General features: G+C 45.8%; 11 protein-coding genes. 6 read left to right on the top strand and 5 right to left on the bottom strand.

The genetic code is table 11. From position 1 onward, the window contains the following. Window positions 1-216: 216 nt before the first annotated feature. From QUB52_RS12725 to QUB52_RS12735, 3 genes are all read left to right on the top strand, one after another. Window positions 217-1,287 carry a hypothetical protein gene (locus QUB52_RS12725; protein ID WP_265236422.1) on the top strand — a complete coding sequence of 357 codons (1,071 nt, stop codon included), beginning with the start codon at window positions 217-219 and terminating at the stop codon, window positions 1,285-1,287. A 164-nt stretch (window positions 1,288-1,451) separates the two neighbouring features. Then, window positions 1,452-2,225, top strand: a complete 774-nt coding sequence (locus QUB52_RS12730) for an ABC transporter permease (RefSeq protein ID WP_265236423.1) — start codon at window positions 1,452-1,454, stop codon at window positions 2,223-2,225. Window positions 2,226-2,443: 218 nt separating this feature from the next. After that, window positions 2,444-3,349, top strand: a complete 906-nt coding sequence (locus tag QUB52_RS12735) for an ABC transporter ATP-binding protein (protein ID WP_332975367.1) — start codon at window positions 2,444-2,446, stop codon at window positions 3,347-3,349. Between the two features lie 176 nt (window positions 3,350-3,525). On the opposite strand, the gene QUB52_RS12740 is transcribed toward QUB52_RS12735, so the two are convergent. Further along, complete coding sequence (locus QUB52_RS12740; RefSeq protein WP_332968635.1) at window positions 3,526-4,485, bottom strand: GNAT family N-acetyltransferase; 960 nt, start codon at window positions 4,483-4,485, stop codon at window positions 3,526-3,528. Between the two features lie 758 nt (window positions 4,486-5,243). Between QUB52_RS12740 and pap the strand changes: the two genes are divergently transcribed. Then, on the top strand, window positions 5,244-6,731 hold the full coding sequence (gene pap / locus QUB52_RS12745) for a polyphosphate:AMP phosphotransferase (RefSeq protein ID WP_265236426.1): 1,488 nt from the start codon (window positions 5,244-5,246) through the stop codon (window positions 6,729-6,731). Between the two features lie 277 nt (window positions 6,732-7,008). On the opposite strand, the gene QUB52_RS12750 is transcribed toward pap, so the two are convergent. Further along, the gene (locus tag QUB52_RS12750) at window positions 7,009-7,185 is read right to left on the bottom strand and encodes a hypothetical protein (RefSeq protein ID WP_332975368.1); all 177 of its coding nucleotides are present in this window, start codon (window positions 7,183-7,185) and stop codon (window positions 7,009-7,011) included. Window positions 7,186-7,224: 39 nt separating this feature from the next. On the opposite strand from QUB52_RS12750, the gene QUB52_RS12755 reads away from it, so the two are divergent. Beyond that, window positions 7,225-8,214 carry a YdcF family protein gene (locus QUB52_RS12755; protein ID WP_265236428.1) on the top strand — a complete coding sequence of 330 codons (990 nt, stop codon included), beginning with the start codon at window positions 7,225-7,227 and terminating at the stop codon, window positions 8,212-8,214. A gap of 38 nt (window positions 8,215-8,252) precedes the next feature. On the opposite strand, the gene QUB52_RS12760 is transcribed toward QUB52_RS12755, so the two are convergent. Continuing rightward, the gene (locus QUB52_RS12760; protein WP_332968629.1) at window positions 8,253-8,555 is read right to left on the bottom strand and encodes a hypothetical protein; all 303 of its coding nucleotides are present in this window, start codon (window positions 8,553-8,555) and stop codon (window positions 8,253-8,255) included. 451 nt (window positions 8,556-9,006) lie between these two features. Here QUB52_RS12760 and glsA point away from each other — a divergent pair, with 451 nt between their 5' ends. Beyond that, window positions 9,007-9,930, top strand: coding sequence for a glutaminase A (glsA, locus tag QUB52_RS12765; protein ID WP_265236432.1), 924 nt, complete (start codon window positions 9,007-9,009; stop codon window positions 9,928-9,930). A 146-nt stretch (window positions 9,931-10,076) separates the two neighbouring features. Here the strand turns inward: glsA and QUB52_RS12770 are convergent, their stop codons facing one another. Then, window positions 10,077-11,888 carry a CHASE2 domain-containing protein gene (locus tag QUB52_RS12770; protein ID WP_265236433.1) on the bottom strand — a complete coding sequence of 604 codons (1,812 nt, stop codon included), beginning with the start codon at window positions 11,886-11,888 and terminating at the stop codon, window positions 10,077-10,079. A 179-nt stretch (window positions 11,889-12,067) separates the two neighbouring features. Further along, window positions 12,068-13,162 carry a FecR family protein gene (locus QUB52_RS12775; protein WP_332975369.1) on the bottom strand — a complete coding sequence of 365 codons (1,095 nt, stop codon included), beginning with the start codon at window positions 13,160-13,162 and terminating at the stop codon, window positions 12,068-12,070. Between the last annotated feature and the right edge of the window lie 293 nt (window positions 13,163-13,455).

Genomic DNA, 13,455 nt, shown 5'->3' on the forward strand with positions numbered 1-13,455 from the left:
GAATCCGGGAACTTCGCCGAATACCAATCCCAACAATGTCAATCCGGGAACTTCGCCGAATACCAATCCCAGCAACAATTTGTCTCCCAACAGTACCAATGGCAACGGCACGGGCACTTTTTGAACGGCCGCCGGATGAGTTAAGCTAAGACATGGAAGTGGCGATTCCCTACCCTTCGGGATAGCTTCGCTCGCGCGTAATTGAGGAAACCTACTGTGTCAAACTTAGTTCAACGACTAGAAATAACCGCTCATCCGCAACTCGAAAAATCCCTCGGCTATCGAGGAGACAGTCGCTGGGTAGCTTGGCGGTGGGAACCCGACATCGACCAACTTATTTCCTGCGACGGCAAAACAGTCGGTACTGGCAATAATATGGCTTGGCTAGTATTTTTACAGCACGATTTAGTTAAGCCTGCTCTACAAGAGTACAACTTTGCTGAGGGCGATCGCTACTGGCTGCTTTTAGACACCGAAACTCGAAATCTATACGTCGGCGAAGGGAAGGCAGTTCAAAGTCTACTAGAACAGCCGGAGAGTTTAGCTTTGTTAGCCTGTCTCGATGGCGGAAATGCCGGAAAAACTGCTGAAAATTGGCAGCAAACGCTATCTCAACTAACAACAACAACCGCCTTTCGCCACCTAACAAATGCCATTCCTTTCGGAATCGCCGCCGCTTTAATAGGTGCTTTAGGAATCGGAACCGGATTGTGGGTAGTCCCGACAGTGCAACAGAAACTCACCCAAAAAACAGCTTTTACTTCCCCAATTAGTTCAGCAGCCAACTGCGGGATTGGCGGTTCCGACGATTTTTCAGCTTATGTTGGTTCGTCGAGCTCAGATAAAGAACTTCACTTAATCGGCGTTTACGAAGCTAATTCGGAACACGGGAACGGAAATTTGTCGAAAAGTGCGTTAGCGAAGCCAACGAAGAGGATCGAAATCAACGTAGAACCCCGAAACAAGCCAATAATTCTCGCACTTTCAGCCTACGAACCTGTCAACTGGAACATAAATGTAGAACCCGGAACTGTTATCGAAAAAATCATTGTTAACGGATACCATAACCAAACAGTTTCAGGAGTTTCTGGAATTCCAATAGAAGAGTACAGCTACGAAGAAACTGGAAACTATATCGGCAACTTTATCTACAAGTGGGGTGCTACCACTGAAAGTCCCAATACTCCCTCCCTCGTCACTAAATTGGAACAGATAAACCGCACAAGTTTAACTTCTTTTCAAGGATGCTACAGAGGTACTAACTTTAGTATCAAATCAGAACCGTGACAGACAGCGAAAAGTTAAAAACAAGTCCGCTAAAATCACAAAACCCGCATCAGCGGGTTTTTTGTTGAGAGTGAAATTTGACATTTTTATGGTATAATATGCCGTGGCATCATGCCAATTCTCAATTCCGAATTTCCAATTCTAACAATGCTAATAAAATCACTATGAAATACTGGTACGAAACCATCGCAGTAGCGCAGCGAATTTTAATTGAATTAGGGAGGCGGCGACGCAGCTTAGTTTTGTGGAGTATTTTTCCAGTTTCTATCTTGCTAATTAACGGTTTAATCTTAAAAGAACGCGCTAATCTCACCACGGCAAAAGCCTTTGAAAGTGCTGCACCCGCAAGTTTAGTAGGAGCCGCTTTATTTTTTAGCTGTCTCGGCGGCAGCGTCGCAACGGTAGTATCAGAACGAGAACAACATACTCTCAAACGCTTATTTATTTCTCCCTTGAGCGGCACTTCCTACTTTTTAGGAATTTTTATTGCTCATAGTTGCATCGGCATCGGTCAGGTACTTTTAGTATACACGATCGCAGCGTGTTTAGGAGCACAATTTCAAGGATCTATTTTGTTAGGGTGTGCGATTATTTTACTGAGTATTGTATCTTACGTAGGCGTGGGCTTTATTCTCGGCACGCAGTTTGCGAGGCGCACTGAAGATGTCAACTCGCTAGTAGCAGCTTTCGGCGTTCCTTTGTTGATTTTAGGAGGCGCATTTTTGCCGACTGCGCTGTTTCCCAAAACTCTGCTGGATCTCGCCCAGTACAATCCAATTTATCACATGAACGAAGCCCTAATAGGCGTGTGGGCTAACGGCAAAGATTTTGCGGATATTGAATCGCACTTCTGGTTTTTATTAATATTTGCTATTTTAATGATAGTGGCAGGGTGGCTGTCTTATCGGCGGATGTTGAACACGGAAAGAAGACTTTAAACAGTTGACAGTTGACAGTTGACAGTTGACAGTTGACAGTTGACAGTTGACATTTACTGGGTACCAGGCGCAGGCTGGTAATCAGTTAAAAGATATCCGTAGGGGCGAAGCATTTCGGCAGTAAATATCTGCTTGTTACTAATAATTTATCTGCCGGAATGCTTCGCCCTCTACCAAAGCTGTTAATAATATAATTAAACTTAGGGAGATTTAAAACCTTGCTGCAAATTGAAAAGCTAAATAAGTCTTATGGCGAACGTTCAGTGCTTAAAGATTTAACACTGCACATTCAAGCTGGCGAAATTTATGGTTTACTTGGGCCAAACGGTGCTGGTAAAACTACAACTATCAATATTTTATGCAATTTGCTAAATGCCGACAGCGGCAAAGTTTTCATCAATGGCGAACCTGTTTCGGAATCGACTAAACCGTTAATAGGTGTAGCGCCCCAAGAAAATTTGCTTTATAAAAGCCTTAGTTGCGAAGAAAATCTCAATTTTTTTGCTCAAATTTATGGTTTAAATCGCAAACAGCGCAGCTATCAAGTAGAGCAATGTTTAAAGGCAGTAAATTTGATAGATAGAGCTAAAAGTCCGGTGGAAACTTTGAGCGGAGGAATGCAGCGCCGTTTGAATATTGCGGTGGCTTTGGTGCACCAGCCTAAATTAGTAATTTTAGATGAACCGACAACGGGTTTAGATATTGAAGCTCGTTATGAAATTTGGGAGTTAATTCAGCGTTTACAATCGGAAGGAATTACGATTTTGCTGACAACTCATTTGTTGGATGAAGCTGAACGTTTGTGTCAGAGAATTGGGATTTTAAAAAATGGTAGCATTGTGGCTGAGGGCAGTTTGGAGGAATTACAAAGACTGATTCCGGCTCAAGAAATTATTGTTATTAAAACTACTGAAGAAGAAAAGACGATCGTCCGCGCTGAAAAATACAGTTTTATCCCCCGTCGCTACGGTAGTGATTTGGCTTTTTGGCTGCCGGAATGTTTGGAATTAAAAGAGATTATTTTGCTGTTTGATGGGATTTCTATTGATTCAATTGCTCGGTATCCGGTGCGGTTAGAACATATTTATGTTGAGGTGACAAAACAAAGCGAACTAGGTTTGTAGAAGACCGGGCGGTTGAAACCGCCGTCTGCATCTACTTTTTTACCCGAAAGAATTGGTTTAAAGCCTTTCCCTTCTAGGGGGAATTTAAAATCAGACTATTCATTACTCCAATCCTCTTCCTTCCAGGTATAGGTCGCCGTCAACTGTCAACTGTCAACTGTCAACTGTCAACTGAATTAGACGGCTTTTGCCCAGGATAGCCAAGTTTCCATCGGGCGAAAACCTACTGATTGATAAAGCTTTGTCGCGCCTGTCAAGCTGTCAGCATCGACGCTGAGTTTGGCTGTATTTGCACCCGCCGCTTTTAAGGTGTGCAATCCGGCTAATAACATTGCTTTTCCTAATCCCATTTTCCGAAAGTCGCGTCGCGTACCCAATAGTTCAATCCAACCGTCTTTTGTGTCGCTACGGTGGTTTTTCTGGGGTTTGATTTGACAGTCGCAGAAAGCTGCAAATCTACGATCGCCCGAAACAGCAATTAAATCTAATTCCGGCTGATAATTTTCGTCTTGCATCCAGTATCGCACGGTTTCGGCAGTTAAATCGTGGTGGTTCCAGTGATCGATAAATGACTGGTTGAACATTTCTACCCAGGGTTGGATGTCTTTTTCTCCCGATACGTGTGTCAGCGCAAAATCTGCGGGAAATTCGGGTGCGGGAATTGGTTCGGCGAGCGATCGCGCCATTGTGAGAAAATAGCGATCGACTGCAAAGCCCTGTTTTTCTAATAGCAGCATTCCATCGGTTCGATCGTCGCGGTTGTAGGTACGCAATTTTGCTGGTAAATTCCGTTGTTTGGCGACTTCGCTCAGCCGCTTTTCGCCCCATTTAACGATCTCTGTTTCTAAACCTTCACCGCGCAGGTTTGGATGCACGTAAAACCAGAGACAGGCGTCTATTTCATCCTGGGAATCGGGCATATCTAGGAGTGCTAAACCGATCAATTTGTAATTACCGTCTTCCCACAACTGCACGTCGCGGGCTTTGTCGAGTTTAGGGGCATCTAGTACGAGCTTGAGTTCGCTGGCTGATACTTCTTCGCCGAGTCGATCGACTGTTTCGCAAGCATCGATTAAATTTGCGATCGCACACCAGTCACTTTCGCCCTTGTAGGAGCGTGTTGTCAAGATATTCATAAAAAACTTTGCAATCCGTAATTTCGGACTGTTCCTCTTAATGGGTATTGGCAAATGAGTACAGTAATTCGGACATTTTGCACAAATGTCAGTAACAGGCTTTCTGGCCTGTTCCACAAGAAACAAGTATTGTTTTCGGGCGGCTAATCTTAGCCCGCACCTCAACAGCTTTTAGTATTAGAGAATGGTGTTGATAAAACTCAGAAACCTGTTTATATCACCCAGGCTTTCAGGTTTTATCTCATAGCGCAATCATAAAAATTGGTTAGCCCATTTGGGCGGTTTTTTTTATTGGAGTCTGTGGCCAGAGGAACGCCCAACCTTTGCAAGCAGCGCCCTCGAAGTTATCAAAGCTGGTGCTTGACTAACTGTTGTTTAAATAAATTTGATGCAGCTAAGTAAAGAAGTTTTCACCCCCACCGGGTAGTTGATTTTTACTTTTGCTCTGTTTTACAAAAAATCCTGTTTCAGGGATTTGTTGCTGCTCCTGTTCACTCACCCGATCGGGCGAGGGGAACAGTTGAAGTTCTTAAAAAGTTCCCTAATTCAACTATAACCGCTCAGGTTTTTTTTGGCAAGTTCGATCTGAGGGGAGTTTTGTTAGTATTAGCCCGATGCTGGGTTCGACGGCAGAAGCACCACGCTTTTAAGCGGTCATAGGTATAGTTTTGATAACTTTTTGCCAGACTTGAAGATTTAATTTTATCCAAACGTTAAACTGACGTTAAACTGCTTTCTGGGATTTGTGTGAGGTAAATATGCTTGACAACCTCGATTTAGATATTTCGCTGGATAAAGAAACCTATGAGGCCAAAATTGAAGTTTTAATGCAGCAGTTGCGATCGCTCCAACAAACCTGCTGGGAAAAAAAAATGCCCGTAATCATCGTACTCGAAGGTTGGGCCGCCGCGGGCAAAGGCGCACTCGTCAAAAAAATGGTGGGTTACATGGATCCGCGCGGCTTTACCGTTCACCCGATTTGGCCGCCGTCAGAGGCAGAAATGGACTATCCTTTTCTGTGGCGGTTTTGGCAGAAACTCCCAGCCCGCGGTCGGATTGGCTTTTTTTATCACAGTTGGTACACTCATCTTTTAGAAGACCGGTTGTTCGAGAGAGTCTCCGAGGCCGAAGTACCGACAATCATCAGACAAATCAACGCCTTCGAGCGCATGATGGTAAACGACGGCGCGGCAATTGCCAAATTTTGGATTCACCTGAGCAAAAAAGAACTCAAACATCGGCTCAAAAAACTAGAAGACGATAGCTTACAAGCTTGGCGAGTGCGGCCGGAAGATTGGAAACAAGCCAAAAAATATCAAGAATACACGACTTTGGCCGAAGAAATGATAACTCAAACCGGCACGGGCCCGGCACCTTGGACGCTAGTAGAAGGCGACTGTCAGCGCTGGGCGAGAGTCAAAGTTTTAACGCAAATGGCAGCCAAAATTACAGAAGCCCTAGACAGACTCCCCACACAATCTGCACCCGTTCCATTGCCGCCTCAAGAAAAGTTGCAACCCACCGAACCAGACTTGCTCGCCCAAGTAGATTTAACTCTATCCTTGTCGCCAGACGAATACAAACACGAACTTCGCGAAGCACAAACCAGTTTTGGTGAACTGCAACAAAGCATCCACGAAAAGGACATCCCCGTGTTAGTGCTGTTTGAAGGTTGGGATGCGGCCGGTAAAGGAGGAGCGATCAAACGTTTGACGGATATCCTAGACCCCCGCAGTTACTCCGTCAATGCCTTTGCTGCGCCGACGGACGAAGAAAAAGCTCACCACTACCTCTGGCGCTTCTGGCGGGAGTTGCCGACTGCTGGTAAAATCAGCATTTACGATCGCAGTTGGTATGGTAGAGTGCTCGTCGAGCGAGTCGAAGGATTTGCCACCGAACTCGAATGGCGTCGAGCTTACCAGGAAATCAACGAATTTGAGGAGCAACTCACCAGTTTCGGTTGTATCTTAGTTAAATTCTGGCTGCACATCAGTCCCGAAGAGGAACTAAAGCGGTTTACAGACCGACAAAATAATCCATTTAAACAATACAAACTCACTCAAGAAGATTGGCGGAATCGAGAAAAGTGGAATTATTATGAAGTGGCGGTGAATCAAATGATTCAGCGCACCAGCACGCCGACAGCTCCCTGGACGATAATTGCGGCCGATAACAAGTATTATGCTCGTGTTAAAGTAATTCAAACGGTAACGCAGGCAATTCGGAATCAACTGAAACGCCGATAAATTGGGATTGGTGAATGGGTAACAGGTAATGGGGAAAATACAGGCAGCACAAAGCAGGCAAGATTGCCAAGTCAATTTCACCTGCCGCCAGCTCCATCCATTATCAATTACCGATCGACCATTACCAGTGATCAATTACCAATTATCTGTCAGCAATCTGTGACCATCCCCAAAAGGGGTGCAAGCCACCGACGCTATGAGTATGGAGATCCTAAAATTTTAGATCAAAGTTTAAACTCCCAGATTCATCTGTGGAGTCAATCTAAAATCTCAAATCTCAAATCTCAAATCGACTGACTGGAAGTAGCGAGCTCGATTGCCTGTAACCAATAGTTGATAGCTGACTGGAATCGAGGATCAGGAGAAATGCGATCGCAGTGCGCGATCGGCGAAAGTTAACAACCCAACCGATGCCGGCATTGCCTACCGCAGCTAAATTCGCGCTCGCTTCCACAATTCCGTACTAATTTATGAAGACACAGAATATTGCAAGATGCCTGAACTATTCGCTCGCATTCTATTTCTATTCCTCCTCTTCTCACTGATCAAATCGTGGTGGGATCAATCGGGAGGTAAAGACAATCCTTTAATAGATCGGCTGCGCGTTTTGCTGCTGATCAGCCTTTTGTTCCTAGCTTTTTTTGCCCCAGACACGCCAGTCGGAGCAGCGATTTTCGGCTTAATAGCCTTTTTCTTTAAGCCGCTGGGTTTTTCGATTACGTTACTGGTGATTGCATCGGCGCTGATTACGAACGGGGGCATCCGCAACCCGGCGCCGAGAATGATCCTGGCAGCACTGCTAGTTTTGATCCTTTCGAGTATGCCAGTTGTGGCTTACTGGTTCGCCGATCAAGCAGAACGGGATGCGGCTGCACGCACCACAGTTTGCTGCGATGAAACAGCCGCGGCGATCGTCCTGCTGGGCAAGGGAACGACTAACAGTCACACCGCCAACCGAGAAGCGATTCAACTGGCAGACACAGGGAATCGCCTGCCCTACGCTGCCGTTTTGTACAAAAAACAATTAGCACCTTTGGTGATTGTTACAGCCGGGCCCAGAGCAGATTTACAGAATTATACTGGCGAAGCTAAAGATATCGAGACTTTGCTGGCAAGCAACATGGGCGTGCCGCGCAACAGTATCGTTCTCGACGATAATGGCAGGAACATACGCACCAGCGCAGAGGAAGTGAGAAAGATCCTCGACAGTCGCGGCGTCGGGCGCAAAGTAATCCTGGTAACATCTGCGATTCAGATGCGGCGTGCCAGCCTCGCTTTTGCGAATATGGGAATCCAGGTGATTCCTAGAGCTACGGACTTCTACACTTACCAGCCCGTATCAGGAGGTAGATCCCGACTGCGCTTAGACGCGGCAGATTTCCTGCCCAGTGCAGAAGCTTTGGTAACTACGACACGAGTATTCGATGAATATTTCGGGTCTATTTATTACTATTTGCGTGGCTGGCAGGCTCCCAGGGCCTAAAGTTGCGAGTTGGTGGTGTTTTTCTTAGGCAACACCGACTACTCCCCAGATTGGTTTAACATCTCATGAGAATGTGACCTTTGTGGGGAGCTGTATTGTCTCATTCCGGCGGGGTCGCCGACGGCAAAGTTGGCAGTTAATAAAAACACCGCCCAAAATATAGGCTCCTCCCACTTGGATTTTTTTGGGGCTGGCGCTTCTTTAGCTTTGGCGGAGGTGACGATGACTTTGAGGTCTAGTTTGCCTTCAATTTCTTTGCCTTTGAGAATTCCTTCGCTGCATACACCCTTAAAAGCTAGCGGATCTGGTTTTGGTGCTTCTGCTTTCGCTTCATCTGGCATTGTTTTGTCCTGATTTTGGTCGATCTGGTTGGATAGTAAGTTCCCAGAGGTTCGGGGGGTTTCCGGATCGGATTGCGCGAACTCTGAAAAATTTAAATTAAATATGCACCCCGCCCCTTACTGGGGCTTAAATATCAGAGCCTGAAGGCATTTCAAGCGAGTGGTGGTTTGTTGGGTAGCAGCGTTGCCTGGAAGCTGCTACTTATCTATCTGGGTGAAAGGGAGATTTTTATGCAAAATACAGGTTCTTCTGAAAAATTGTGAATAAATTTATTATCTCTACGCAAGCGAAAACGTCAATACCATTAAGGCTGAGTTTGGTTTTATTACCTCATAAATTCTATTTCTTGTAGGAGCGGAAGTGGCGCAATTACTGGAAAAACTGGGTTGATGGCTGCATTGCCCGATCGAACTACGAATCTAAAATCTCATACGCTCTAAATCATCGACAGTGAAAACATCCACCAGCAAACTATCTTCCCTGCAACCAGAACAACTGGCAGCTTGGGCAACAGAGGCAATTAATCGCAGTAAATCTGGTCAAATCCCCACGTACATACCTCTGCTTGCGGGAGCCGACAGACAATGCTTTGCCGTGCAAATTAGGGCAATTGACGGTCAAATTTTGAGCTGGGGCAGCGTCGATAAAACATTCCCGCTGATGAGCGTAGTCAAGCCGTTTGTGCTGCTTTATTTGCTGTGCGAGTTGGGCGAAAAAGCGGTTTTTGATTGCGTGGGCTGCGATCCTTCGGAAATGGCTTTTAATTCCCTGACTCAACTGGAAATAGATAAAGGGAAGCCGAGAAATCCGATGATTAATAGCGGGGCGATCGCCCTTGCATCTTTGATTCCCGGTAAAAATGCAGTTGAGCGCTGTCAAAACCTGGGAAATTGGCTGAATCAACAAGCAAACAGTCAGTTATTTGTTGACGAGTTAATGCTCGATTCAGTGAATGCAATGCCGAATCAAAAAAATTGGGATCTTGCCTTGGCAATGGTAGAATCGGGTTATATTGAAAACTCGGAAATTGCGCTAGAAACTTATAATCGCGTCTGCTGTTTATCGGGAACTGTGGAAGATTTGGCAAAGCTGGGAGTGGTGTTGGTAAATGGTGGTGGAGCGATCGGGGAAAACTGCCGTACTGTGAAAGCGCTGATGGCTACTTGCGGTTTGTATGAAGCATCGGGCCGCTTGGCGCTGCGGGTGGGATTGCCGGCTAAGTCGGGAGTTAGTGGGGCTTTGTTGTCGGTTATTCCGGGTGAAGGGGCGATCGCATCTTACAGTCCACCACTGAATAAAGAGGGGAATTCTGTGGGCAGTTTATTTCTATTGGAACAAATAGCTAAAACTCTGCGGCTGAGTGTATTTGATTAAATTTGGAATTTGGAATTGGGAATTGGGGAATTGGGAATTGGGAATTGGGAATTGGGAATTGGTTATTAGAAAAATCACTAACAAGTAACCACTAACTATTACCCATGCCCAATGCCCGATGCCCGATGCCCCATGCCCACTGACTATTACTTTTCGCCCAAAATAGCATAAACCACCGTTTCTTCTTTTTTGCCGCGCAATTGAATCGATCCTACTTTTTGGCCTTCGTAGCGATCACGCACATAAGCAAAAGTCCTCCCCGTCACCAACAAATTAAAAGGACTATCAGACACAATTTCCTTATTCATCGCCTCCAATCTAGCAGCAACATTGACAGCATCACCGATCACAGAATAATTCAAACGTCGGGAACCGCCGACACTACCAGCAACTAACTGTCCAGTATGCAAACCAATACCAAACTTAATTAAAGGTTTGCGTTTAATTCTAAGCTGCTGATTAATTTCGTTTAGCTTTTCGTGCATGGCGATACAAGCCGCAACTGCATTCAAAGCATCTTGTTGAATTTCTGCATATTCGCTATGGCAAAAAGGCACACCAAAAACTGCCATAATTGCATCACCGATGTATTTATCAACAACGCCACCATGATCCATAATACAGTTGGTCATCGCTTCCAAATAATTGTTCAGCCAGTTGAGCAAATCCCGCGCTGGCATTTTTTCGGAAATCGAAGTAAAATTGCGAATATCCATAAACAGCACAGTTGCTGTAAGTTCTTGAGGTTCGAGTTCTCCCTGTTCAAATATTTCAGCTTTGCGTCGCCAAATAAGCTGAGCAGTTTCGGGTGCGACGTGCTGTTCAAATAACCTCATCAACTGCTGTTTTTCGTACTGTTCCCGCAGTTGCAAAGCAGTGCCAGATAAAATAAGAGTGCCGATGGGTGCGGCAATGGGAAGCCACCAAAAATAGAAGCCAAATAACAAAGCAGCAGCCGTAACCCAAATTACAGGCAAACCGAGGGCGATCGCAATTCTGTCTTTAACACCTCGGTTGCACAAAACCGAAGTAGTCAGCGGGCCAATCGCCAATAATAACAAATTTTCTAGCTGTATCGGCAGCCGCCGCAGCAAGCGTTGATTGAGCAAATTGTCAATCAACGCTGCATATAAATAAACCCCACCCGTAGTTTTGTTGAGAGGTGTAGATATCTGGTCGAAACCAGTAGCAACTAGGCCGACTAAGACTAATTTATTGGCTAAAGCATTTTCAGGAATTCTACCTTCTACAACATCTACAAAAGCATAGGTACGTAGATTTTCTGTTTTCCCCGGCCAGTTAACCAAAACTGTTTGTTCCTGCATCTTTTGTAGTTGCGGCAGCAATACAGGATTTTGCGGGTTAGCAGCGTTGTACCTCTGAGTCATTGCTAAACCGAAGTTAGGAATGGAGTCGAGAAATATTTTTAAATCGCGGCTAATGCCGTCGCTGTTGGGTTCGTGTATTATATGTCCGATACCTGCGGCGACTGCTTTTAAAGATGCTACTGGTTCTTCTTTGGTGGTTCTTGGGAGTACAACTTTGCCGTTGCTGGCGATCGCACCGGCTAACATTTCATCTTTGGGACTCGGATCGAGGAACAGAATATCGAAACCAACTGCTGTGGGGGGAGATTTTTTCAGGGCTGATAAAAGTTCGGCGTAGCGATTGCGTGGCCAAGGAAATTTACCGTATTCCTGCAAGCTTTGGGGCTCGATCGCAATTACTGCAATTCTGTCATCCCACCCCGGATTTGGCAACATTCTCGATTCTCGAATTTGAAATAGGGTTTTGTATCCCAAATATTCAAGGGGTTTCCAGATTCCAAATTGCAGCATGGTTGCAGACAGGATACCTGCGGCGGCGCCTGTCAGCCAGGGAGGATTTGTGGTGATATATTGCCGGATGCCGATCAGTTGATTTTGTTTGAGGTACTCGATCAATTGTTTGAATTTCATTCAATTAATTTGATGCAATAATTGACCTTCGATTCCGACGTTCGAGATGTTTCAGAAGACCGGGCGGTTGAAACCGCGTCTATATAAACAAAACCCGCCTCCGCGGGTTGAAGACCAAATCGATATTCCAGATGATAATACCGGGCGTTTAAAAGCGCCGTCTGATCTAGATAAGTTGTTTAGGGAACTGCGATGCTGTAATGCCTTTCTGTGACTGACGGGCCTCGAACTACGATGTTGATGCGGCGGCTTGGAGGTAAAATCCCTTGGATTTTGAAGTTTCCCTGTTGATCGATCTTAATTGTTTCGTTGTTGACATAAATTATGTCGATCGGGTTAATTTGACCGCTGAGGCGATAGATATTGCCACTGAGTCTCGACAAATTGCGGACTTTGAGTTGGGTTAGACGAGGGCTGGCTGAGGGCGCGACGGGCGAGGTTTGAGGGAAAATTGTCGTGGCGTTGCCGCGGGTGACAACTACTTGCGAGTCGGTGCGCCCCGATACTTCGACTGTACCTTCAATAGTTTCGACTGAGGTTTTGCCGTCGCCGACGCTAACGCCAAAGGATGTACCCCGGACTCCGGCCACGCCTTCGGGGGTTTCTACCCTGACTGGGGCGGTTCTGGGAGATTTTTTTTGTTGGGCAATTTGACTGGTTTCGGCAATTCCGCTGAAGGTATTTAAGGCGGCAATTTGCTGGGGCGGGATAATTGTTGAGCTGTTGGCGGAGGCTGTTGGCGCAGCAGTTTTGCCGATCGACAATCTGACTCGCCCCCTGCTGACAAAAATAGCTGTGTCATTTTCGCCTGCACTGCTTGACAAATCGGATATTTTGACTGCGGTTTTTTCGGCTACTTCGACGATGCCGATGTTGTTGTCGATCGCTAAACGGGCTGTGGAATCGGGGCCGGTGATGATTTCGTCTCCGGGGGCGAGTAGCCGATCGCCCACAACTGCTGGTCGCCCTTTGAAGGTGACAGTACCGCGAATTTCTTGAATTTCGAGCGATCGTCCGGCTGCTGTTCCCTGAGCCTTTAGAGCCTGGGCTGGGGATGGATTCGCCGCCGCTGTTTGCGGATTTTTGGGAGACTTTGAGCCTGTTGGGGCTTGATCGACTGAGATAATTTTAGTAGGGTTAGACTGCTGTTTGGGGGATGCAGAGAGCGGACTGGCGATCGTCCCGCGAAATGTCGGCAGACAGGCCAGCACAGCTAAGGACAAACTTATGAGTGGAATTTTGGTCGATCGCCAGCACGTACACATTTTATTCATTATTTCAATTTTGTCATATTGAAGTTTGTAGACTTCATTTCCTCTAGCAGACGCCCCAAATCCGGAAATCGTTCCATTTTTTCTGCCGTAAAACAGCAGCAAAAATAAACTTTATCAGCCTGAAATTTTACCATTAAAACTTATTTTTTTTGTCGGATTTTAGTAAACTGTTACAACATGGCACTTTACTAAAATCTGACCTTCGGGAAATTTGGCCGTAAGGATTCAGGTCTAAGATTGGGGAATTAAAGAAGGCATAAATAAGTCACAAAAATGGGCAGATATAGCATCAC

Origin of the sequence: Microcoleus sp. A6-C6 (assembly GCF_036705955.1) — a bacterium.
Classification (GTDB): Bacteria; Cyanobacteriota; Cyanobacteriia; order Cyanobacteriales; family Microcoleaceae; genus Microcoleus.

Coding starts and splice junctions, on each gene's coding strand:
- QUB52_RS12730 (WP_265236423.1), top strand. CDS start 1,452: ATGAAATACTGGTACGAAACCATCGCAGTAGCGCAGCGAATTTTAATT.
- QUB52_RS12740 (WP_332968635.1), bottom strand. CDS start 4,485: ATGAATATCTTGACAACACGCTCCTACAAGGGCGAAAGTGACTGGTGT.
- pap (WP_265236426.1), top strand. CDS start 5,244: ATGCTTGACAACCTCGATTTAGATATTTCGCTGGATAAAGAAACCTAT.
- QUB52_RS12755 (WP_265236428.1), top strand. CDS start 7,225: ATGCCTGAACTATTCGCTCGCATTCTATTTCTATTCCTCCTCTTCTCA.
- QUB52_RS12760 (WP_332968629.1), bottom strand. CDS start 8,555: ATGCCAGATGAAGCGAAAGCAGAAGCACCAAAACCAGATCCGCTAGCT.
- QUB52_RS12770 (WP_265236433.1), bottom strand. CDS start 11,888: ATGAAATTCAAACAATTGATCGAGTACCTCAAACAAAATCAACTGATC.
- QUB52_RS12775 (WP_332975369.1), bottom strand. CDS start 13,162: ATGAATAAAATGTGTACGTGCTGGCGATCGACCAAAATTCCACTCATA.